Annotated in this window: 16 protein-coding genes and 2 pseudogenes; 13 read left to right on the forward strand and 5 right to left on the reverse strand. The window is 72.3% G+C overall.

Annotated elements, in window-relative coordinates:
- Window positions 1-33: 33 nt before the first annotated feature.
- Complete coding sequence (locus DWV08_RS14195; RefSeq protein ID WP_115414392.1) at window positions 34-582, reverse strand: AMIN-like domain-containing (lipo)protein; 549 nt, start codon at window positions 580-582, stop codon at window positions 34-36.
- A 251-nt stretch (window positions 583-833) separates the two neighbouring features.
- Here DWV08_RS14195 and DWV08_RS14200 point away from each other — a divergent pair, with 251 nt between their 5' ends.
- The 3 genes from DWV08_RS14200 (at window position 834) to DWV08_RS14210 (ending at window position 2090) form a co-directional block, all read left to right on the forward strand.
- Window positions 834-1328 carry a flavodoxin domain-containing protein gene (locus DWV08_RS14200; protein ID WP_115414393.1) on the forward strand — a complete coding sequence of 165 codons (495 nt, stop codon included), beginning with the start codon at window positions 834-836 and terminating at the stop codon, window positions 1326-1328.
- Window positions 1329-1407: 79 nt separating this feature from the next.
- A complete protein-coding gene (locus DWV08_RS14205; RefSeq protein ID WP_115414394.1) occupies window positions 1408-1686 on the forward strand; it encodes a type II toxin-antitoxin system Phd/YefM family antitoxin in 279 nt (92 codons plus the stop codon).
- A 2-nt stretch (window positions 1687-1688) separates the two neighbouring features.
- Window positions 1689-2090 (forward strand): type II toxin-antitoxin system VapC family toxin, encoded by a 402-nt coding sequence (locus DWV08_RS14210; RefSeq protein WP_115414395.1) that lies wholly within the window; start codon window positions 1689-1691, stop codon window positions 2088-2090.
- A 31-nt stretch (window positions 2091-2121) separates the two neighbouring features.
- Here the strand turns inward: DWV08_RS14210 and pdxT are convergent, their stop codons facing one another.
- Window positions 2122-2718 carry a pyridoxal 5'-phosphate synthase glutaminase subunit PdxT gene (gene pdxT, locus DWV08_RS14215; protein ID WP_115415046.1) on the reverse strand — a complete coding sequence of 199 codons (597 nt, stop codon included), beginning with the start codon at window positions 2716-2718 and terminating at the stop codon, window positions 2122-2124.
- A 113-nt stretch (window positions 2719-2831) separates the two neighbouring features.
- Window positions 2832-3740, reverse strand: coding sequence for a pyridoxal 5'-phosphate synthase lyase subunit PdxS (gene pdxS, locus DWV08_RS14220; protein ID WP_115414396.1), 909 nt, complete (start codon window positions 3738-3740; stop codon window positions 2832-2834).
- A gap of 204 nt (window positions 3741-3944) precedes the next feature.
- On the opposite strand from pdxS, the gene DWV08_RS14225 reads away from it, so the two are divergent.
- The 7 genes and pseudogenes from DWV08_RS14225 to DWV08_RS16830 all read left to right on the forward strand — a co-directional run bounded on the left by DWV08_RS14225 (window position 3945) and on the right by DWV08_RS16830 (window position 12482).
- Window positions 3945-5345 carry an aminotransferase class I/II-fold pyridoxal phosphate-dependent enzyme gene (locus DWV08_RS14225; RefSeq protein WP_115414397.1) on the forward strand — a complete coding sequence of 467 codons (1401 nt, stop codon included), beginning with the start codon at window positions 3945-3947 and terminating at the stop codon, window positions 5343-5345.
- A gap of 323 nt (window positions 5346-5668) precedes the next feature.
- The gene (locus DWV08_RS14230; protein ID WP_162801582.1) at window positions 5669-7357 is read left to right on the forward strand and encodes an ABC transporter substrate-binding protein; all 1689 of its coding nucleotides are present in this window, start codon (window positions 5669-5671) and stop codon (window positions 7355-7357) included.
- Between the two features lie 65 nt (window positions 7358-7422).
- Window positions 7423-8409 carry an ABC transporter permease gene (locus DWV08_RS14235; RefSeq protein ID WP_115414399.1) on the forward strand — a complete coding sequence of 329 codons (987 nt, stop codon included), beginning with the start codon at window positions 7423-7425 and terminating at the stop codon, window positions 8407-8409.
- A 1-nt stretch (window position 8410) separates the two neighbouring features.
- Complete coding sequence (locus DWV08_RS14240) at window positions 8411-9361, forward strand: ABC transporter permease (protein ID WP_115414400.1); 951 nt, start codon at window positions 8411-8413, stop codon at window positions 9359-9361.
- A 1-nt stretch (window position 9362) separates the two neighbouring features.
- A complete protein-coding gene (locus DWV08_RS14245) occupies window positions 9363-11396 on the forward strand; it encodes an ABC transporter ATP-binding protein (protein ID WP_115414401.1) in 2034 nt (677 codons plus the stop codon).
- A gap of 110 nt (window positions 11397-11506) precedes the next feature.
- Window positions 11507-12018 (forward strand): annotated as a pseudogene (locus DWV08_RS14250) (integrase core domain-containing protein).
- Between the two features lie 188 nt (window positions 12019-12206).
- Window positions 12207-12482, forward strand: coding sequence for a hypothetical protein (locus DWV08_RS16830; protein ID WP_127097497.1), 276 nt, complete (start codon window positions 12207-12209; stop codon window positions 12480-12482).
- A gap of 133 nt (window positions 12483-12615) precedes the next feature.
- Here the strand turns inward: DWV08_RS16830 and DWV08_RS14255 are convergent.
- Window positions 12616-12916 (reverse strand): annotated as a pseudogene (locus DWV08_RS14255) (transposase); the annotation flags it as partial.
- 982 nt (window positions 12917-13898) lie between these two features.
- Between DWV08_RS14255 and DWV08_RS14260 the strand changes: the two are divergent.
- On the forward strand, window positions 13899-14192 hold the full coding sequence (locus tag DWV08_RS14260) for a hypothetical protein (RefSeq protein ID WP_115414402.1): 294 nt from the start codon (window positions 13899-13901) through the stop codon (window positions 14190-14192).
- 420 nt (window positions 14193-14612) lie between these two features.
- Here the strand turns inward: DWV08_RS14260 and DWV08_RS14265 are convergent, their stop codons facing one another.
- On the reverse strand, window positions 14613-17009 hold the full coding sequence (locus tag DWV08_RS14265; protein ID WP_162801583.1) for a beta-galactosidase: 2397 nt from the start codon (window positions 17007-17009) through the stop codon (window positions 14613-14615).
- A gap of 205 nt (window positions 17010-17214) precedes the next feature.
- On the opposite strand from DWV08_RS14265, the gene DWV08_RS14270 reads away from it, so the two are divergent.
- Window positions 17215-18288 (forward strand): LacI family DNA-binding transcriptional regulator, encoded by a 1074-nt coding sequence (locus tag DWV08_RS14270; RefSeq protein ID WP_115414404.1) that lies wholly within the window; start codon window positions 17215-17217, stop codon window positions 18286-18288.
- A complete protein-coding gene (locus tag DWV08_RS14275; protein WP_115414405.1) occupies window positions 18285-21776 on the forward strand; it encodes a cellobiose phosphorylase in 3492 nt (1163 codons plus the stop codon). Before DWV08_RS14270 ends, DWV08_RS14275 begins: the two co-directional genes overlap by 4 nt.
- Window positions 21777-21823: the final 47 nt, after the last annotated feature.

Genomic DNA, 21823 nt, shown 5'->3' on the forward strand with positions numbered 1-21823 from the left:
GGAAGGGGTGGGGACGGGCGTCGGCGCCCGCGCTCACCAGCGATGGGCGACGTCGACCACCAGGCGGGACCCGTTCCCGGGACCGTCCAGCACGAACACGCGCATCGGGAGCCGGGCGCGCACGCCCAGCCCGATCGTGGTCTCTCCCTCGAAACTGCCGGCGAAGGCGACCTGACGGAAGGTGCGGTAGCCCGTCACGTCCACCGCGTGGGAGCGGTCGGCGGGGGCGTAGGTGGCCCGGCCCATGTCGTCGTATGCCGGGGCGTTGACGACGATGCGCAGGTCCGCGGCGCCGTCCAGTCGGACGACGGTGCCGGAGCCCGGCTGGGTCACCTGGTTCACGTACGCCACCGAGTACCCGGTGACGTCGTGGTCGAGATCGATGACGAGCCGGTCGTAGCAGCTGTGGCGACCGGTGCGGAGATCATCGACGTGGGCCGAGGACATCCCGGCCGAGGCGCGGGGGAGGGACCCCCAGTAGATGCCGCAGTACGGTGCGGCGAGGGCCGTGGACGGCGCGAGCAGGCCCAGTCCGAGGAACAGGGCACAGCTGGCGAGGACGGCGAGGACTCTCTTTCTCATGGCTTCCTCCTGGGGCGACGGCCCAGACCCTCACGGCCTCGGCCGATCACCAGCAGTGTGCGCCTGCGTTCAGGGAACGTCCAGTGACCGGCCGGTCATGACCACCGGATCGTGACCTTCGCCTGACCTGCGGCGATGGGGGGGATGCCGGAGGTGCGGCGGCGCGTAGGGGAGAGCGCGGCATCGCCGGGCGGGGGAAGGTGCGGACCTCGGTCCCGGCGGCGCGGGCCGGGCGCTGTCAGGATGAGCCCATGACCGTGCTCGTCGCCTACGCGACCCATTCCGGAGCCACCCGCACCCTCGCCGAGACCCTCGCCGCCGCGCTGCGGGCCGAGGGGCTCGAGGCGGATCTCGTCGACCTCGAGGAGCACCCCGACCCCGACGGCCACGATGCCGTGGTGCTGGGCTCCGGGGTGCGGGTGGAGTCGGTGGAGAAGTCCGCGGCGCACTGGGCGCGCCGCCATGCCGAGACGCTCGCGGGCCGGCCCTTCGCCTTCTTCTCCTGCTCCGGTTCCGCCGCCGACCCCGCCAAGCGGGAGACGCAGAAGGCCACCGACACCTTCCTCGCGGATCTCCCCGTCACCCCCGTCGCGGTGCGGAACTTCCCCGGCTGGGTGCTGATGGACAGGATCCCGCTGCACGAGCGGGTGCTGCTGAAGTCCATGCGCACCCCCACCGGCGACTTCCGCGACCTGCCCGCCGTCGAGGCCTGGGGCCGCGAGATCGCGCCGCTGCTGCGGGGCTGAGCGGACCGGCGGCGCCCGGACCGGCGATGTCCGAGGCGATGTTCGAGGTGATGTCTGACATGGGTAGTACGCTCGCTCCATGACCACCGTCAGCAAGCGGGAGCTGAACCAGCAGACGGCCGCCGTCCTCGCGCGCGTCACGGACTCGGAGGACGTGCTCGTCACCGAGCGGGGCGTGCCGCGCTGGAGGGTGGCCAGCGCGCGCCTGTCCGAGACTGCGCTCTCGCGGCTCGAGCGGGCGGGTCGCTATGCACCGCCGAGCACGACGCCCGCGCCCTGGCCGGCGCCGTCGGCGGAGCCGACGTACACCTTGGAAGCCGTCGACGCCCTCCTGGATGAGACGCGGGGAGAGCACTGAGCGTGCCCGGATCGCTGATCTACCTCGACTCCTCGGTGGCGCTGCGCACCCTCCTCGACGTCCCCGAGCGGGAGCGGCTGCGCGCCTGGATCGACCGGACCCCGCACGTGCTCTCCTCGCGCCTGCTGCGCACCGAGGTGATCCGGGTGCTCCGGCGGGAAGGCCGCTCCCCGGCCGAGGCCGCTCCGCTGCTGGACCGGGTGGGCCTGCTCGAGATCGGGCAGGAGACCTTCACCGTGGCCGAGTCGATCGAGCGGCACGTGAGGACGCTCGGCGCCCTGCACCTGGCCTCGGCGCTCCTGATCGGCGAGCCCGTCACGGTGGCCACGCACGACACCGCCATGGCCGAGGTGGCCCGTCATCTCGGGCTGGCGGTGATCGATCCGGTGGTCGGCGACACCTGACGGCCTCCCGGGGGCCATGCCGCCCGTCCGCTCACCGCTCCTGCGCGAGCTGCAGGAACAGCGCGTGGAAGCGGGTCTCCCCGGTGGACTCGGGATGGAAGGCGAGGCCCAGCACCCGTCCCTGCCGTGCCGCGACCGCCCGGCCGTCCGGCAGCGCGGCGAGCAGCTCCGCGGACGGGCCGAGCTCCTCGATCAGGGGGGCACGGATGAACGCGGCCCGGACCGGCGGCCCCTGCAGCGCGGGCACCACCAGGTCCGTCTCGAAGGACTCCGCCTGGCGGCCGAAGGCGTTGCGGCGCACGGTGACGTCCAGCCCGCCGAGGGTCTGCTGGCCGGGCACGCCGTCCTGCAGCCGCTCGGCCAGCAGGATCAGGCCCGCGCAGGTGCCCAGCACGGGCATCCCGCCCGCGATCGCCTCCCGCAGCGGCTCCCGCAGCCCGGCCAGGTGAGCGAGACGGTCGATCACGGTGGACTCCCCGCCGGGGATCACCAGCGCGTCCACCGCGGCGAGCTCGTCGGGCCGGCGCACCGTGGTCACCTCGGCGCCCAGCTGCGCGAGCAGGCGGTCGTGCTCGCGCACGTCCCCCTGCAGGGCGAGGATCCCCACCCGCACCCCGCGGCCCGGCAGAGCGGCGTCGGGGGTCGAGGTGGGCGCCGCCCGGGGGGAGGCGGGGGCCGGCCGGGCCTCGTCGGCAGCGGCGACGGGGCCGACGCCCGGGGCCGGGCTCGTGCCGGCGCTGGTCACCAGCCGCGCTCGGCGAGGCGGTGCGGGGCGGGGAGGTCGGCCACGTTGAGGCCCACCATCGCCTCGCCCAGGCCGCGGGAGGCCTCGGCGATGACGGCCGGGTCGTCGTGGAAGGCGGTGGCCTTCACGATCGCCGCCGCGCGCGCGGCCGGGTCGCCGCTCTTGAAGATCCCGGAGCCGACGAACACCCCGTCGGCGCCCAGCTGCATCATGAACGCGGCGTCCGCGGGGGTGGCGACCCCGCCCGCGGTGAACAGCACCACCGGCAGCGAGCCGGTCTCGGCCACCTCCTTGACCAGCGCGAACGGAGCCTGGAGCTCCTTCGAGGCGACGTACAGCTCGTCCTCGCACTTGGCCGCGAGCTCGCGGATCTGCCCGGTGATGGTGCGGATGTGCTTGGTGGCCTCGGAGACGTCCCCGGTGCCGGCCTCGCCCTTGGAGCGGATCATCGCGGCGCCCTCGGTGATCCGGCGCAGCGCCTCGCCCAGGTTCGTCGCCCCGCACACGAAGGGCACCGTGAAGCGGTGCTTGTCGATGTGGTGCACGTAGTCCGCGGGGGAGAGCACCTCGGACTCGTCCACGTAGTCCACGCCCAGCTCCTGCAGCACCTGGGCCTCGACCTGGTGGCCGATGCGGGCCTTCGCCATCACCGGGATGGAGACGGCCTCGATGATCCCGTCGATCATGTCCGGATCGCTCATGCGGGACACCCCGCCCTGGGCGCGGATGTCCGCCGGGACCCGCTCGAGGGCCATCACGGCCACGGCGCCGGCGTCCTCGGCGATCTTCGCCTGCTCCGGGGTGACGACGTCCATGATCACGCCGCCCTTGAGCATCTCGGCGAGGCCGCGCTTGACGGTGCCGGTGCCGGTGGACGGGGCGGAGGTGGTGTCGGTGCTGGTCACAGGGGTGCTCCCTCATCATCGCGCGGCGCGGGCCGGCGGCCTCCGACGCCGCGACCCTCCCTGCACCACTTTGGCCTATGCCAAAACGGTAGCACGGGGTGGCAGCGCGGGGTGTCGGCGAGGCGCGTCCCTGCGGCCGGGGCCGGGCCGGGCGCCGCGCCGCCCACCCCTACACTCGAGCAGGTGGGGACCTCTTCGGCAGCGATGATCTCCGGCGCCACCGCCGCCGAGATCTCCGACAGCGTGCGCGCCCTCATCGACCGCGGCGAGCTGGTGCCGGGAGACGCGCTGCCGCCCGTGCGCGCCCTCGCCGAGCAGCTGGGCGTCAACCGCAACACCGCGGTGGCCGCCTACCGCCGGCTCGCCCGCGACGGCGCCGTGATCGGGCAGGGCCGGGCAGGGACCCGCGTGGCCGGTGCCGCGCCGACGCCCCAGGAGGGCTTCGCGCCGGCCGCCGCGCTCGCCGAACTCGCCGAGCTCGCCGAACAGCCGGAGGGCGTGCCCGTCGGCGACCTGCGCGATCTGGGCACCGGCAACCCCTCCCCGGCGCTGATCCCCGACCTCGCCCCGGCGCTCGCCGGCGCCGTCGGCCGCCCCGTGCTGTACGGCGAGCCGGTGATCGATCCGGACTTCGCGCGCTGGGCCCGCGCGTGGATGGCGCCCGACGTCCCGGGCGGGGCCGACGGGCCCTCGCTCACCCTCACCAGCGGTGCGGTCGACGCGATCGAGCGCCTGCTCGCCCAGGCGCTGACCCGCGACGACGCGGTCGCGCTGGAGGATCCCTGCTTCCTGGCCAGCATCCAGACGGTGCGCCACGCCGGCTACCGCGCGATCCCGGTGCCGGTGGACGCCGCGGGCATGACCCCGCACGGGCTGCGGGCCGCGCTGGAGGACGGCGCCCGCGCGGTGGTGCTCACCCCCCGCGCCCAGAACCCCACCGGCGCCTCCCTCGGCGCCCGGCGGGCGCAGGAGCTGGGCGAGGTGCTCGCCAATCACCCCTACGTGCTGGTCATCCAGGACGACTACTACTCCTTCCTCTCCCGCTCCCCGTTCCGCTCGGTGGTGGGGCCGGGGCACCGGCGGTGGGCGCTGGTGCGCTCGGTCTCGAAGTTCCTGGGCCCGGATCTGTGCCTCGCGGTCACGGCCACCGACCCGGAGACCGCCCGCCGCCTCGCGCTGCGGCTCAGCCCCGGCACCACCTGGGTGAGCCACCTGCTGCAGCGCCTCGCCCACGGCGTGCTGCGCGAAGACGGCGCACGGGAGCTGATCGAGCGCGCCGGGGCCCACTACGCCGCCCGCGGCGCCGCCTTCGCCGAGGCGATGGCGCGGCACGGCCTGCCCCTGGTGCCGGGCGACGGGATGAGCCTGTGGGTGCCGGTGCCGCGCCCTGCCCGGCAGGTCGCCACCGCCCTCGCCCGGCGCGGCTGGCTGGTGCGCACCGGGGACGAGTTCCGCCTGGCCGCCGACGGGCCTGCCGGGCCCGGCGTGGGTCGATCGGGCGGGCCCGGCGTGGAGCCCTCGCATCATCTGCGGCTCACCGTCCACGAGCTCACCGACGCGCAGATGGACGCCCTGGCCGCGGATCTCGCCGCCGCCTGCCGCTGAGGCGGGGCAGGCGCCGCGGCCGAGCCGGGGTCGGGCAGAGGCTGGACCGGCACCGGCACCGGCACCGGCACCGGCACCGGCACCGGCACCGGCATCGGCATCGGAGCCAGGACGGCCCGGCTCGTCGGCCGCTCGCACACCGCCCTCTTCGCTTCCAGCCCGTCCCGCACCGTGATGTAAGCGTTGACATTGTGAGTGTAAGCGCTAACATCATGCTCACCGGAGCGCCGACGTCGGCGCCCTCCCCTCCCCGGACCACCCCGCCCCGGGACCCCTCCGGTCGTCGCCCAGAGTCGGGCCGGCCGCAGACCAAGGAGCACTCGATGAAGAGAAGGACCCTCCTCGCCACCGGCCCGCTCGCGGCCGCGCTCGTGGCCGGCACCGCCGCCTGCTCGGGCCAGATCAGCACCAGCTCGGGTGGCGGCGGCGCGGCCTCGGGCGACGGCACCACCATCCCGCAGCTCACCTTCCCGGCCGAGGTCGCCGAGAACGTCGCCGGCATCACGAACTTCAACCCGTTCTCCCCGAACGTCACCTCGCGCAACTACTTCTACGAGCCGCTGATGATCCGCAGCTCGATGAACTGCGAGGTGGTGCCGTGGATCGCCACCGAGTACACCTGGCGCGACGAGACCACCCTGGTGTTCACCATCCGCGAGGGCGTGACCTGGGCGGACGGCGAGCCCCTCACCCCGGAGGACGTCGCCTTCACGCTGAACCTGCGCAAGGAGTTCCCCGCGGCGGACGACATCGGCCTGTGGAACGACGTGTTCGGCGCCCCCGCCGAGTCCGTCGAGGTGGACGGCCAGGACGTGGTCATCTCCTTCTCCGGCCTCGCCGCCGCCAAGTTCGACTCGCTGATCACCGCGAAGGTGCTGCCGCAGCACGTGTGGCAGGACGTCGGCGACCCCACCCAGTACGTCGAGGAGGAGCCCGTGGGCTCCGGCCCCTTCGCCCTCGGCTCCTACAACGGCCGCCGCCTCCAGCTCACCCGCCGCGAGGACTACTGGCAGGCGGAGAAGGTGGCCGTCCAGGAGCTGATCCTCGAGGGCAACTACGACGCCACCAACGCCGCGCTCAAGCTCGCCGCCGGCGATCTCGACGCCTACTGGGGCGAGATCCCCAACCCCGAGCAGGCCTTCGCCGCCAAGGATCCGGCGCTGAACCACTACTGGTACGCCCCGGCCGGCTCCACCGTGCTCACCTACAACCTCGCCCAGGCACCCTTCGACGACGTGGCGCTGCGCGAGGCGATCTCCCAGGGCCTGGACAAGGACGAGATCAGCGCCAAGGCCACCTACTCCGTGATGGCCCCCGCCTCGCAGACCGGCCTCAAGCTGCCCTACGCGGAGAACCTGCTGCCGGAGGCCTACGCCGGGCAGGACACCGTGCTGCCCTTCGACACCGCGAAGGCCGAGGAGCTGCTGGACGCGGCCGGCTACGAGAAGGGCTCCGACGGCTTCCGCACCCTGCCCGACGGCACCGCCTTCGCCCCGAAGTTCCTGGTGCAGGCCGGGTGGATCGACTATCAGGCCGCGGCCGACGTGGTCGTGCGGAACCTGCAGTCGATGGGCATCAACGCCTCCGTGCAGACCTCCCCGCCGGAGGCCGTGGACCAGGCGAAGAAGGACGGCGACTTCGACATGCTGCTGGAGTACCTCCACGGCGGCTGCGAGGTGGCCCGCAACCTGGGCTCCAAGCTCTCCTCCGACCAGATCCCCACCGAGGACACGGTCCGCGCGAACGTGGGCCGCTGGGAGGACCCCGCCACCGACGAGATCGTCGCCGAGCTCTCCGGGGAGACCGACCCGGAGGCCCAGAAGGCGCTCACCGGCGAGCTGGTGGAGATCATGATGACCCAGTACCCGGTGACCTGCCTGTTCTACGCCCCCGCCCGGATGATCTACCGCACCGACAAGGCCGAGGGCTGGCCCTCCGAGGAGGAGCCCTACGGGACCAACTCGGAGATGCTCATGATCATCACCCGCCTGGTGCCGCCGAGCGCCTCCTGAGACCCGCGGCCGGGGCGTGAGCGCACCGCCCCGGCCGTGCCCTCCCGAGTGGAACGGAGCGCACCGTGACGTACTTCCTGCGCCGGATCGGCTACTTCCTGCTGACCCTGTGGGCCGCGATCACCCTGAACTTCCTCATCCCGCGGCTGCAGCCCGGCGACCCCGCGGAGCTGATGATCCGCCAGATCTCCGGCCGCGACACCGAGATCGACCCCGCCCGCATCGAGGCCATGCGGATCATGCTGGGCCAGCCCGAGGGGAACCTCTTCCAGCAGTACCTCGCCTACCTGGGGCAGCTGGCCCGTGGCGACTTCGGCTACTCCTACACGTACTTCCCCGCCACCGTCACCGACGTGATCGGTCGGGCGCTGCTGTGGACCCTGGTGCTGGTGGGCGTGACGCTGATGCTCTCCTTCGTGATCGGCACGGCGCTGGGCGCGTTCGCCGCCTGGTGGCGCAACTCCCCGTTCGACTCCGTGGTGACGCTGGGCTCCACCTTCGTGGGTACCCTGCAGTCCTTCTGGGTGGCGCTGCTGCTGCTGTTCGTCTTCGGCTACGTGCTGGGCTGGTTCCCCACCGCCGGCGGCTACGAGGCGTCGATGCCGGGGCTGAACCTGGAGTTCCTCGCCGACGCGGTGCGCCACTCGGTGCTGCCCGCGACCGTGCTGATGCTGCTGGGGCCGGTGGGCTGGGTGCTCGGCATGCGCAACACGATGATCCTCAACCTGGGCGAGGACTACATCCGCCTGGCCCGCGCCAAGGGCGTGCCGGACAAGCAGATCGCGCTGCGCTACGCCGCGCGCAACGCCCTGCTGCCCTCGGTGACCGGGCTCGCGATGGCGCTGGGCGGCATCCTGGGCGGCCAGATCCTCATCGAGACCACCTTCGACTACCCGGGGCTGGGCCGGCTCATGCAGCAGGCCGCCTCCGGCAAGGACTACCCCCTGCTGCAGGCGCTGCTGCTGTTCACGATCGTGGGCACCCTGGTCGCGAACCTCATCGCGGACATGCTCTACGGCGTGCTCGACCCCCGCGCACGGAAGGCGGCCTGAGATGGACGAGAAGAGCACCCCCGCCCCCGCGAGCGGGGTCGACGACCCGGCCCTGCAGCACGACCTCGCGCTCGCCGAGGCGGAGCAGACCGCGCGTAGCGAACGGGGACCGGGCTGGTTCCGGATCATCTGGGCCTCGAAGAAGGCCCGCGCCGGGATCGCGCTGCTGGGCCTGTACGTGCTGCTGGCGCTGCTGGCGCCCGTGATCGCCCCCTACCGCGGGGACGACACCACCTTCGCGCCGGTGCTGCTGCCCAGCGCCGAGCACCTCATGGGCACCACCACCCAGGGCGCGGACATCTTCAGCCAGCTGATCTGGGGCACCCGCGTCTCGCTGATCGTGGGCCTGTTCGGCGGGCTCTTCGCCACCGTGGTGGGCCTGATCATCGGTCTCACCTCCGGCTACTTCGAGGGCACCTGGATCGACGACGTCCTCTCCCTGATCACCAACGTCGCCCTGGTGGTGCCCACGCTGCCGCTGATCATCACCCTGATGGCGTACTCCGAGGTGCGCTCGGTGTGGTTCACGATCCTCATCATCGGGATCATCTCCTGGGCCGGGGCCGCCCGCTCCAAGCGCGCCCTGATGATCACGCTGCGGAACCGCGACTTCGTCACCGCCGCGAAGTTCGCCGGGGACCGCACCCCCACGATCATCGCCCGCGAGATCCTGCCCCAGATGACCTCGCTGACGGCGGCCGGCTTCTTCGGCGCCGCGACCGGCGCGATCGGCGCCGAGGCGGGGCTGAGCTTCCTGGGGCTGGGCAACACCGAGTCCGTCTCCTGGGGAACGATGCTCTACCAGGCCCAGTTGCAGGGCGCGCTCGCGCAGGGCCTGTGGGTGTGGCTGCTGGTGCCGGGCCTGGCGCTGTCCGGCCTGATCATGGCGCTCACGCTGATCAACTTCGGCATCGATCTCATCTCCAACCCGCACCTGCGAGAGGACGGCTGACATGTCCCGCCACGCCTCCCCGTCCCGGCCCGGCGGCGACGCCCCGGCCGACGGGAACCCGGCCCCCGGGGCCGAGCCCCGCCCGACCGCCGGCGCCGAGCGCCCCCCGATCCTCGAGGTCGAGGACCTCACCGTCCGCTACGCCCCCAAGCTGCACCCGGCGCTGGACGCGGTGGACCACGTCTCCTTCGCGATCCAGCCCGGCGAGTTCGTGGGCCTGATCGGCGAATCCGGCTCCGGCAAGTCCACGCTGGGCACCGCGATCCTCCGCCTCACCGAGCGGCCCGGCGCCATCACCGGCGGCAGCATCCGCTTCGACGGCATGGACATCACCACGATGAGCCAGGAGCAGCTGCGGCCCTACCGGTGGCGGGACTTCTCCACCGTGTTCCAGAGCTCGATGAACGCCCTGAACCCGGTGGTGCGGGTGGAGGACCAGTTCCGCGACGCGATCGAGCTGCACTCCTCCCGCCGCGGCGCCGCCGTGGTGGAGCGGATCGAGGAGCTGTTCGACCTCGTGCTCATCGACCACCGCTTCATCCGCGCCTACCCGCACGAGCTCTCCGGCGGGATGAAGCAGCGCGTGAACCTGGCCCTGGCGCTGGCGAACGATCCGAAGTTCGTGCTGCTGGACGAGCCCACCACGGGACTGGACGTGGTGGTGCAGCGCTCCATCCTCGAAGGGGTGCGCCGGCTCCAGGCGGAGCAGGGCTTCGCGGTGCTGTTCATCAGCCATGACATCGGCACCGTCATGGATCTCTCGGACAGGATCCTGGTGATGTACGCGGGCCGGATCGTCGAGGAGCACGACACCGACGACCTGCTGCGCGAGCCGCTGCACCCCTACACCAAGGGCCTGCTGGGCTCCTACGGCGACCCCCGTCAGGAGACCGTGCGGATCACCTATGTGCCGGGCCGGCCGCCGGACCTCTCCCAGCCGCTGAGTGGCTGTCCCTTCGCGCCGCGCTGCCCGGAGAAGATCGACCGCTGCCTCACCGACGCCCCGCCGCTGGTCCCGATGCCGACCCCGCGCACCGAGGACGCGGTGACCGCCCTGCGGCTGGACTCCCAGGGCACCTGGCGACCGCCCCGCGCCGCCTGCCACGTGGCGCTGCTGCAGCGCACCGCGCCGGAGACCGCGGGGCTGCCCGCCCGCACGGTCCGCTTCGCCGGCCCCGCCTTCGAGAAGTCGGTGGGGGAGACGAAGGAGGCGTTCACCGGGGACGTGGTGCTCGACGTGGACCACGTGAGCAAGGTGTTCCACTCCCGGCAGGGGTTCCACCGCAGCGAGACCCTCGCCGTGGACGACGTGAGCTTCCGCCTGCGCCGCGGCATGGTCACCGCCCTGGTGGGGCAGTCCGGCTCCGGCAAGTCCACCCTGGCCCGCATGATCACGGGCGTGGACCGACCCACCGCCGGCACGATCACCTTCCACAGCCGGGACGGGGATCTGGACGTCGGCTCCCTCGGCACCTCCGCGCTGCGCGGCTACCGCTCGCTGGTGCAGATGGTGTTCCAGGACCCGTACTCCTCGCTGAACCCCAACAAGACCCTCGAGTACATCCTCTCCCGCCCCCTGAAGAACCACCGGTCGATGGGGCGGGCGGAGGTGGGCGCAGCGATCGACGAGCTGCTCGAGCGGGTCGCGCTCACCCCGGCGCGCCGGTACCGCAGCCGGCACGGCTTCGAGCTCTCCGGCGGGCAGCGCCAGCGGGTGGTGATCGCCCGGGCGCTGGCCGCCGAGCCGGAGCTGATCATCGCCGACGAGCCGATCTCGAGCCTGGACGTGTCGATCCGTGCCGAGGTGCTCGAGCTGCTGCAGCGCCTGGTCGCGGACTCGGACGTGGGCATCCTCTACATCACCCACGACCTGCTCTCCGCGCGCATGCTCGCGGACGACGTCATCGTGCTGAACCAGGGCCGGGTCGCGGAGCACGGCACGGCGATCGACGTGATCCGCGACCCGCAGGACGAGTACACGCGGCGCCTGCTGGATGCGATCCCGAACCCGTTCGCGGACATCTACAAGGGCTAGGTGTCGTTAGTCATGACGCGGTGGTCACGGCACGGGGATGGAGGGACGTGGCCTCTGACCGGCACGATGGGCGGTGTCTAGACATCCGTCGCCGGGGAGGAACTCGTTTCATGGCCCACCGCGGTTCGCCGCCGACGCCGGCCGGAAGACTCCGCCTGGTCCGACGTGTCGAAGATGAGGGCCGACCCATTGCCCACGTCGCTGCCGAATCCGGCGTCGCCCGATCGACTCTGACGACGTCGGTCCGCCGCATCGCCCTCGAGCCCGGGGAGATCATCGCTCGCTTCCCGGGCCACATGCTCCACCTGGATGTGAAGAAGGTCGGCCAGAGTCCCGACGGTGGGGGCCGGCGCCTCCACGGCCAAGGCGGCAAACGGGCGCGCCATCAGCGGACTCGGCCCTGCACTCCCCGGCACAACAGAGAAGTCGAGCGCTACCAGCGGATCCTCGCCGAGGAATGCTCTACGCCCACGCCGTCTACTCCCAGGACGACCGGCGCGAAGCGACCAGCGTCTGGGTCGACCACTGCACACATCATCGGCCGCGCACCGCCTGCGCTGATCAGCCCCCGGCCACCGGAATCCACGAACGTATCGACAACGTCATGACCTCATACTCCTAGCGACAGCTCTACTCCGCGCTCTCGATCACGACAGTCCGGCCCTGCCTGGTGGCAGCGATTATGCTTGTGCTATGAAGCTTCTGAGGCCCGGACTGACCATAGGGCTCGCTCTCCTCGCGCTTATCCTCATGTCATTCCCGACTTGGCCGATGGAATATGGGCTTCATTCGTCCATAAGAGTTAGATGGATGAGCATGTTCACCATTACCTACTTCGAGCTGGAACCTCTCGTCACCTTCTCTGCTGCCGTGCTTGCGACAGTGCTGGTCACTCTTGGTTTGCCAAGACTGCCCTCAACACACATTCCATCGGTGCTCTTCTTTGTGGCTTCAATGTCCGTACTGGTCGGAATGATTACCGGAACAGGCTGGGCCCTTCTTCCTGCAGTAGTATTGATTCTGCTGCTTGCGTGTGGAGTACTAGCTCGCAAGAGCCGCCCTGAGGGGCGGACTCACCAGGGATGATCTGGATGTTGCGGGTCATTGCCGGCTCTTCACGCCTGAGTCGGACTTCTCTGGGAGATGAACGCTGATTCTGTCGATGTTCCTACTGGTCAGGGACGTGCCGGGGGTTGTGGACGACACACTAACGGGCTCTTCAGAGTTGAGTGTGGGGTGAGGCGTTGAGTCCACCAGCGATGAGGAACATTCGGAGGCGGTAGTGCTCGAAGTTGCGGAACCCTCTGGTGGCGAGGCGGCCGACCTCGATGATCCCGTTGACGGCCTCGGGGGCCGCCGTTGCTCGCACCGCCTGTATCGAAGTATGCCAAGAACTCGGTCTTCCAGCGGCGCAGCGTTTTCCCGAGGCTCGCGATCTCGGGGATCGGGCAGGATGGCAGGCTCTCGATGAGTCGTTCGGTGAGTCGGCGTCCCTGCGCGGGCGTGGTCAAGTGCAACACCTCGCCGAAGCGAATTGGGTTCCGTTCCGAGTCTCCTTGCTGAGACTCGGAACGGAACCCAAGGCGCTTCTCTCAGTGATGCACTGCCTACCTCGTGTCGACGCAAGAGTGGCGCCTTCCGGAGATTCTGCCGCCACGATCCGAGGGTGTCCTGCGTGCGACAGACGTCCAAGTTGAAGCGGAAGCAATGATCGCTGGAACTAGAATGAGAACTGCATAAAAAATGAATCCCCTCCACCACAGTCGATCGAAAAGCCTGTCCGATGTCGCTGTCACGAACCCAAGTACTGCTACAAGGATAGCCGCTATGGCAACCAGGGAAGATATTCTCGGGCTCTTAGTCAATAGGTACAGCACTAAAAACGTCAGGACTACTGTGGCAGCGGCAATTCCAGATAGCAGTAGGGGGTACCCGTAATACACAAAAGCCATGGGAGTCCCCGTGGTTAACCAGCTGTACATGAAACCGGCTATGCATGCTGCGAGCAGAACGCTTAGTGTGTAGCGTCTAAAAACTTGCCTCATATCTGGCTAAGCGCGTACTCGTCCAAGTCGCAGGCGTCCTGCACTAAGAAGACAGATCTTGCCGCTAGAGAGCGAATCGTCATGCTTGTCCTTTATGTCGATCTTTAGGGGTTTCGAGGCTTTCCAGCAGGAAACCAGGCCGTCTGCACGCTCTTGACGGTTCTGGAAGGTTCAGTGACCTAAGCGCGATCGTAAGGACTAGGTCCTCGGCCTCGGCTCCCGACCTCCGCCGGGAGGATGGACTGCGGTCGCCCCGTGTGCGACTGCGACGACGGGCTGCGTCGTCGGTTAAGTGGCTCTTCGCATCTGGGGGTGTAGGTGCGGTTCACGGGGTGGGCGCGTCGGTGCCGGGATAGATGTCGAGGTCTCCCGACGCCGCCGCCGCGCCGTCAGCCCCTACACCCTCATCTGTGAAGAGCCCCTTTGACACCGCCGCTTCTCAGCCCCCGAAATCGACATGCAGGTCGTTGACAGCCCGTTCCAAAACTCCAACAGTTGGGACCCCTTCATCGCCTTCAGCGGCCCCGCCACGAAGACCGAGGCATGGGCGAAAGAAAACTCTTCGGATGGCATCGATGCTCGCGCTGACAGAGACAACCTTCCGATAGTGGTAGCGCGGCTGGGCGAGGGCGTGCAGCGGAAAGGCGATCGAGTAGCCAGCGGCGCGCACGAGCCCATCGACTTCGTGGTGGTCATCGGCCAGGAGGATGAACCAACGGTTCACGTCGCAATGCAGGGCCCGGAACGCTGAACAGACATATCGATCCACGCCCGGAGCTTCAGGCTCTCCATCACTAAAGCGCCCTGGGTTCCGTTCCGAGCCTCAGCAAGGCGAATCGGAACATGCCCAAAGAATTCAGTCCAGAGCTGCGTCACCTTGCCGTGCGCATGGTCTACGACCGCCACGCTCGCGAAGGCGGCCCCGCGCAGCACCGATCCGTGCCGTCGCGCCACAGCTCGGCGTCGGTGAGGAGACCCTGCGGATCTGGTGCAATCGTTACGGCCCCACCGAACCGGGAAGAGCTCGATTGACGCCCATCGAATACGAGACCCTCTTGAACCCGGTCGCCCTCGCGGCCTGATACCCCAACTGCCACCTGATCGTGCGGCAGCCCCAACCCTGGATGATTCACTCACGCCTCCACGCCAGCGTCGACAACGTCATGGCCCACTACACCAGGGCCCCCAGATGCACGCGCACCGGCCCGTCGGCGGTGACCAGCACGTGCCCGTCCTCGTGGGCGACCCGAGCGCCCGGTCCGTCGGCGGTGACCTGCCGCGGGGTCTCCAGCACGATCCGCGCGGCGGGGCCGGCCGGGACGTCGAAGGTCAGGTGGTCGGGGCCGATCCCCGCCAGCTCGGCGTTCGCCGCGAGCACCCGGGCGGGGCCGACGTCGAGCCCGCGCGCCAGCAGGTAGCCGGTGTGCGGGGCGGGCTCCAGCGCGATCTCCTCGCCGTCCAGCACGATCTGCACCTGCGGCCGGTAGCCGGTGACGTTCAGGACGTGCAGGATCCGCCCGCCGTCCTCGTCCCGGGTGGTGGTGGCGAACACGCCCGGCACGCTGCTGTGCAGGGCGAGGCCGCGCCCCGCCCCGAGCGTCTCGAGCAGGTGCCCGAGCAGGCCCGGCCGGGAGGGCAGGCCGGCCGCCAGCAGCACCGCCCGGCCCGCCCCGACGCGCACGTCGATCCCGCAGGTCTCGCCGTCCACCGTGGTGAGCACCGGGCGTGCGTCGCCGGAGGCGGTCAGCTCCTGGAACCACGGCACCCGCGTCTCGCCGAGCAGGCTCGGATCCGACCTCCACGAGACGGAGGGGTGGAAGCGGCCGGAGTCGTGGCGCACCGGTGCCGCCTGCGCGCCGAGCGCGTCGGCGAGGATCCGGCAGTCGGCGCCCTCGAGGTCCCGTTCGGGCAGCACGCCCAGCAGCAGCAGGCTCCCGCCGGCCTCGAGGTGCGCCACCAGATGGCGCTGCACGGCGGCGTCGAGGTGGCGGGAGGTCGCCACCATCAGCACGCGCCGCCCGGAGCCGTCCGGCCGCGGGCGCATCGTGCGCAGGTCCACCGCGTCGAAGCGGTGTCCGCGCAGCAGGGCGCTGCGGGCCAGGGCCAGGCGCTGCCCGGCGCCGCGATGGGCGCGCAGGTCGCCCACGATCTCGGCCATCACCGCGCTGCCCGGGTGCGCGTGCTCGGTGGCGTAGGAGTCCAGCACCAGGCCGAGCGCGAGGTCGTCGAGCTCCTCGACGGCGCGGGCGAGGTGCCGCTCGTGCAGGGCCAGGCGCCCGATCGCCGCGCCCAGCGGCGCGTAGGTGGGCGACTCCTGCCCCTCGGGACCGATCGGGGCGGCGAAGCCGTGGCGCTCGCCGGTGATCGCGATGCGGTCGTTGCCGTCGCCCACCGGCTCCTCGAGGGGTGGGTTGTGGCCGCCGGCGAAGAGGTAGTAGTTCAGCAGCCGGTTCCCCTGCGCGACGAACAGGCGGGACTTGAGATCCGCGGTCGAGGGCTCGGCCAGGCGCTCCAGGCCGTCGCCGTAGTCGCCGGTGCCGGCCTCGAACTCGAGCGAGGTGAGCGGCTGGTCGTCGTCGTGCACGGCCTGCTGCAGGGCGTTGAGGACGTACAGGTCCGTGGTGGTGTCCAGGGTCATCTCGCCCACGTAGTGGTCCGAGCCGGAGAGCATCCCGTCGATCCCGGAGTAGGACTGCTCCAGCTGGCTGATCCCGATCGGGAAGGTCTCGCAGGAGCCGCCGCCGGTGCCGTGGATGTTGATCAGGAACGGCACCCCGGTCACGCCCCGCGCCTCGGCGGCGGCGCGCAGGTGCGCGACGTAGCGGGCGGCGCGGTCGCGGGCGAAGCGGGCCAGGTCCACCCGCAGCGGTGCCGCCCAGGCCTCCTCGGGGCTGCGCACGGCCCGCGCCCAGGCGTCGTCGTCGGCCGTGAGCGCGGGATAGGTGCGCGCGGCGTCCGTGCGGTGGGCGGGCAGCCAGGCACGCAGCTGGGTGAGGGCGGCGTCGGTGAGCACGGGGGTGTTCGAGACCCACGAGAGCATGCCGATCTCGTTGTCCAGCTGCACGGCGAGCACCGGTCCGCCGCGGGTGACCAGCCGCTCGGCGAGCACTGGCATCACCGCGTCGTACCAGCGGTCCGTCTCCGCGAGGAACGCCGGAGCCAGCAGGTCCACGTCCGGGGTGGGCGCGGGCGCGCCGTCCCAGCCGCGCGGCACGATCTCCGGGTGCTCGCGGTACAGCCGGTAGGGCAGGCCCTCGTTCTTCAGCTCCGCCATCTGGAAGGGGCCGGGGCGGGCCAGGAACCACAGCCCGGCCTCGCGGCACAGGTCGATGAAGGCGCCCAGGTCGCGCTCGTCCCGGGTGGCGCCGGTGAGGTCCACGGTGCCGTCCGGCAGCTCGTGCCACAGCCAGGGGATGTAGCTGGCCACGGTGTTCGCGCCGGCGGCGCGCAGCTGCGCGATCCGCGCGGCCCACTGGGCGCGGGGCACGCGGAAGTAGTGGATCTCCCCGGCCAGCACCAGGCGCGGTGCGCCGTCGAGGAGGATCCGGCGGCGGTCGATCGTGATCATGGAGGGTTCCCGTCCGTGGCTGGTCGGCGGGGCGCTGCGCCCGCACCGTGGTGGGTGGTGACGTGGACTCCGGCGGCTCCCTCGTCTACCGTGACACCATGCAAGCGCTTCCATCGGGGTTTCGCAAGCACCCCGCCGCAGAGGAGGACACGATGGCCGTGACACCGGTTCCCGTCGCAGCATCCTCCCCAGGAAGGTGACCAGCATGTCCCGTGCCCCCGAGAACGGCGCCCCCGAGCGGGCCGCCACCATCTACGCCGTCGCCCAGGAGGCGGGCGTCTCCACCGCCACCGTGTCCCGCGCCCTCGGCGGCAGCGACAAGGTGGCGCCCCGCACCCGCGAGGCAGTGTTCGCCGCCGCCCGCGCGCTGAACTACGTGCCCGAGGGCGCCGCCCGCGCCCTCGCCGGGCGCCGCTCCCACGCGCTCGGCCTGGTGCTGCCGCACATCGACGGCCCCTACTACGCGGCCGTGCTGGTGGGCTTCGAGATGGCCGCGAGCCAGCTGGGCCTGTCCGTGGTGCTCGACCTCGCCGGCCCGGACACCGAGCCGGAGCGGGAGATCCGCCGCCTGGCCGGCACCGTGGACGGCGTCGCCTTCATGGCCCGCAGCGCCGTGGAGGACTCGCTGATCGCGGAGATCGGCGCCCGCCGCCCCGTGGTCACCGCCGCCCGCGCCCGCGTGCCCGGCCGCGACGCCTTCTACACCGAGAACACCGTCACCGCCGCCCGCCTCACCGCGCACCTGGTGGAGTCCGGGCGCACCCGCTGCGCCTTCGTGGGCCGCCCCGAGCCGGATTCCGACATGGGCGCCCGCCACGAGGGGTTCCTCAGCGCCCTCGCGGACGCGGGCCTCAAGCCCGTGGCCACCTTCGCCGCGGACCCCGTCGAGGAGGCGGGCGCCCAGGTGGCGCGCGAGCTGCTCGCCGAGGGCACCGCCGTGGACGCGCTGGTGTGCGGCAACGACCAGCTCGCCCTCGCCGTGATGCACGAGCTGCAGGACGCCGGCGTGGACGTTCCCGGACAGATCGCGATCGTGGGCTGGGACGACGTCCACGCCGCCCGCTACGTGCGCCCCGGCCTCACCACCGTCGCCCAGCCCGTCGAGGAGCTCGGCGCGCTCGCCGCCCATCGCCTCGCCGCGCTCGTGGACGGCGCCGATCCCGATCCCGAGCCCGTGGTGCTGGGGTCCACCATCGTCCACCGCGGAAGCTGCGGCTGCCCGCACCCCGGCCACGGCGAGGGGCTCGACCCCCGCCCACACCCACAGGAGCAACCATGACCAGCACCTCCACCGCCGTGCGCACCCTGCCGGTGACCCTCGAGCGCACCGAGGCCGGGGACGCCGCCCGCCTCGAGGCGGGCGGTCTCAGCCTGCTGCAGTACCCGGCCACGGCCGCCGGCTCCGGCCCCGCGGGCGTGCACCTGCGCCTGCGCGCCCCCGGCGAGAGCGCCTGGCGCGCCGCACCGCTCACCGGCCCCGCCACCGGCGGTCCCGCCACCTCCGGCGCCGTCGCGGCCGACGGCACCGTCACCACCGTCCACACCCTGCCCGGGCGCGCCGGCGCCCGGCTGCGCGCCCGCACCCGCCTGGCCGTCACCGCCGACGGCAGCGGCTGGGCCTGGACCGTGCACCTGCGCCACGACGGCGACGAGCCCGTGGAGGCGGACCTCCTGCACACCCTGGACGCGGCCCTCGCCCCGCTCGAGGCGGTGCGCCGCAACGAGCAGTACGTCGCCCAGTACCTCGACCTCACGCCCGTGACCCTCCCGGAGGGCTCCCTCGCCCTCGCGGTGCGCCAGAACATGCCCGCCGGCGAGGTGCCCTGGGCCGTGATCGGCGCCGACGCCCCGGTCGCGCAGTGGGGCACCGACGCCCTGCAGCTGCTGGACCGGGAGCACGGCGCCGGTCTGGACCCGCGCCGTGACCTGCCCTCCGAGCGCCTCCAGCACGAGCACACCCTCGCCGCCCTCCGCACCGCCGCCGTCACCCTCGCCCCGGGCGAGGAGTGGAGCACCGCCTTCTGGGGCGCCGTGGTGGCCGATCACCCGGAGGCCACCTCCGCCTCCGACGCCGCCCTGATCACCACCCTGCGGGCACAGCTCGAGGTGCCCACCGCGCCGGCGCAGGACGCCGCGCGCCCCGCCGCCGGCGACGGCGGCCAGAGCTCCGCCGGCGGCGTCGAGCAGGCCGCCGCGGGCGCCGGCCAGACCGCCGCGGGCAGCGCCGAGACCCCCGTCGTCGGCTGTCTGCCGGCGCTCGCCCCCGAGCTGCCCGTGCGCGCCCCGCGCCGCGCCGAGCTCGAGCGCCTGGCGGGCGGCCGGCTGCACCTGGAGGAGCACGCCGGCACCGACCGCTCCGCGCCGCGCGCCGCCCCGCACACTGGGGCCGCCGCCCGCGCCGATGCCGCCGACGCTCCCGCGCTGCTCTCCGCCTTCGGGCCCGACGCGCACGTGGTCAGCGCCGCCAAGGAGCGCGAGGTGCTGCGCCCCCACGGCCACATCCAGCAGGTCACCGCCACCGCCGCCGCGGATCTCACCGCCGTGGCCTCCACCGTGTGGATGCGCGGCGTGTTCTGCTCCCAGTTCACCGTGGGCCACGCCTCCAGCGACGAGCTCACCAGCGTGCGCCGCTCCTACCTGGGGCTGGAACGCCGCAGCGGGGTGCGCCTGCTGCACCGTGCCGTGGGCGGCGAGTGGCACCTGCTGGGCGTCCCCTCCGCCTGGGCCACCACCGCCTCCTCCAGCACCTGGCTGTACGCCACCGACGACGGCACCTCGCTCACCGTGCGCTCCGAGGTGCGCCTGCCCGGCACGGTGCACCTCGGGATCGAGGCGGAGCACGGGGCCGACGACGGCGAGCTGCTGCTCGTCATCGACAGCACGGACGCCCTGGACGTGCAGGTCACGGTCGACGGTGCCGTGGTGCCGGTGGAGGACGACGCCGCCCTCTTCGCCGACGCCCGCCCCCACGGCAGCGGCCTGCGCACCGCCGCCCTCGGGGTCGCCGGCGACGTCGAGGTGCACCTCGCCCCGTCGGCCGCCGGAGACACCCCCGCCCCGCAGGCCGCCGGCGGGATCGGCGCCGCCCCGTCGGCCGCGCGCGAGGCCGCCCCCGACCCGACGGCGTACGCGCCGCGCCTGCCCGCCCTGACCGGCGGCGACACCGAGGAGGCGCAGCAGGTGGGCGAGATGCTCGCCTGGCTCGCGCAGAACGCCGCGGTGCACTTCCGCACCCCGCGCGGCCTCGAGCAGTACAGCGGCGGCGCCTGGGGCACCCGCGACGTGTGCCAGGGGCCCGTGGGCCTGCTGCTCGCCACCGACGAGCCCGCCGTGCTGCGCTCCACCCTGCTCGCCGTGTTCGCCGCGCAGCAGGAGGACGGCACCTGGCCGCAGTGGTTCGAGTACCTGCCCGGCCGCGCCGGCCCCGGCCTGCGCGACAGCCACGGCGACGTCGTGTACTGGCCGCTGCGCGCCCTCGGCGAGTACCTCGAGGTCACCGGCGACGCCTCGCTCCTCGACGAGCCCGCACCGTGGGTGGGGGAGCAGGAGATCGGTGCGCCCACCAGCGTGCTCGACCACGCCGCGCGGGCGCTCGAGCACATCGCCGCCCAGCGCACCGAGGATCCGCGCCTGCCGGCGTACGGCCACGGCGACTGGAACGACTCCCTGCAGCCGGCCCGCCCGGAGCTGGCCCGGCACCTGTGCTCCACCTGGACCACCGAGCTGGAGATCACCGCGCTGCGCACCCTCGCCCAGGCGCTCGAGGAGCACGCCGGCGGAGCCGGGGCGGAGGCCGCCGAGGGGGCGGGATCGCCGGCGGCGGCGCTCGCCATGCGCTGCCGCGCGCTCGCCGACGGGGCCGCGGCCGCCTTCGCCGAGACCCTGCTGGTGGACGGCGAGCTCGCCGGCTACGCGCTGCTCGAGGGCGGCACCGTCGAGCATCTGGTCCACCCCACTGACACCCGCACCGGGCTGCGCCACGGCTCCCTGCAGATGATCCACGCCCTCGCCGACGAGCTGCTCACCCCGGAGCAGGCCCGCCACCACCTGGCGCTGATCGGCGAGCACCTCGACGGCCCCACCGGGATCTACCTCTTCGACCGGCCCGTCGAGTACCACGGCGGGGTGATGGAGGTGTTCCAGCGGGCGGAGACCGCCACCTTCTGGGGCCGCGAGATCGGGCTCATGTACATGCACGCCCATCTGCGGTACATCGAGGCGCTCACCCGCCTGGGCGAGGCCGAGCGCGCCTGGGCGGAGCTGCTGACGGCGGTGCCGATCGGCCTCGAGCAGCGGGTGCGCGGCGCCCGACGCCGCCAGGCCAACGTCTACTACTCCAGCTCCGACGCCGTGTTCCCCGACCGGTACACCGCCGCGGAGAACGGGGACGCGCTGTTCGAGGACACCACCGGCTTCGAGGGCGGGTGGCGGGTGTACTCCTCTGGCCCCGGGCTGATGCTGCGCCTGGTGGTCGAGGACGTGCTCGGCGTGCGGGCCCGCGCCGGCCGCCTCGAGATCGACCCGGTGCTGCCCGCCGCGCTGGACGGCACCACCGCGCAGATCCCCTTCGACGGCGGCCACCTCACCGTGCACCTCGCCGTGGGCGAGACCGGCTGCGGGGTGCGGTCCCTGCGCGTGGACGGCGAGGACGTGGACCTCGCCGGGGCCGCGGTGCGGGGGCTCTCGCGTCGCTACCGCGAGGCGGGCGTGGCGCTGGAGCGCGCGCGGGTCGCCGCCGGATCGGTGCTCGAGGTGGTCACCGGCTGAACCCGGGCGGGCGTGGGCGGAGGGGGTGGCGCCGGAGCGCCGGACCC

This window comes from Brachybacterium saurashtrense (assembly GCF_003355475.1).
Classification (GTDB): domain Bacteria; phylum Actinomycetota; class Actinomycetes; order Actinomycetales; family Dermabacteraceae; genus Brachybacterium; species Brachybacterium saurashtrense.

Excerpts from the sequence above, each read along its gene's own strand:
- DWV08_RS16830 (WP_127097497.1), top strand. The coding sequence starts at position 12,207 with ATGAGCATGTTCACCATTACCTACTTCGAGCTGGAACCTCTCGTCACC.
- DWV08_RS14230 (WP_162801582.1), top strand. The coding sequence starts at position 5,669 with ATGAAGAGAAGGACCCTCCTCGCCACCGGCCCGCTCGCGGCCGCGCTC.
- DWV08_RS14270 (WP_115414404.1), top strand. The coding sequence starts at position 17,215 with ATGTCCCGTGCCCCCGAGAACGGCGCCCCCGAGCGGGCCGCCACCATC.
- DWV08_RS14200 (WP_115414393.1), top strand. The coding sequence starts at position 834 with ATGACCGTGCTCGTCGCCTACGCGACCCATTCCGGAGCCACCCGCACC.
- DWV08_RS14240 (WP_115414400.1), top strand. The coding sequence starts at position 8,411 with ATGGACGAGAAGAGCACCCCCGCCCCCGCGAGCGGGGTCGACGACCCG.
- DWV08_RS14260 (WP_115414402.1), top strand. The coding sequence starts at position 13,899 with ATGCAGGTCGTTGACAGCCCGTTCCAAAACTCCAACAGTTGGGACCCC.
- DWV08_RS14195 (WP_115414392.1), bottom strand. The coding sequence starts at position 582 with ATGAGAAAGAGAGTCCTCGCCGTCCTCGCCAGCTGTGCCCTGTTCCTC.
- DWV08_RS14275 (WP_115414405.1), top strand. The coding sequence starts at position 18,285 with ATGACCAGCACCTCCACCGCCGTGCGCACCCTGCCGGTGACCCTCGAG.
- DWV08_RS14245 (WP_115414401.1), top strand. The coding sequence starts at position 9,363 with ATGTCCCGCCACGCCTCCCCGTCCCGGCCCGGCGGCGACGCCCCGGCC.
- DWV08_RS14205 (WP_115414394.1), top strand. The coding sequence starts at position 1,408 with ATGACCACCGTCAGCAAGCGGGAGCTGAACCAGCAGACGGCCGCCGTC.
- DWV08_RS14225 (WP_115414397.1), top strand. The coding sequence starts at position 3,945 with ATGATCTCCGGCGCCACCGCCGCCGAGATCTCCGACAGCGTGCGCGCC.
- DWV08_RS14265 (WP_162801583.1), bottom strand. The coding sequence starts at position 17,009 with ATGATCACGATCGACCGCCGCCGGATCCTCCTCGACGGCGCACCGCGC.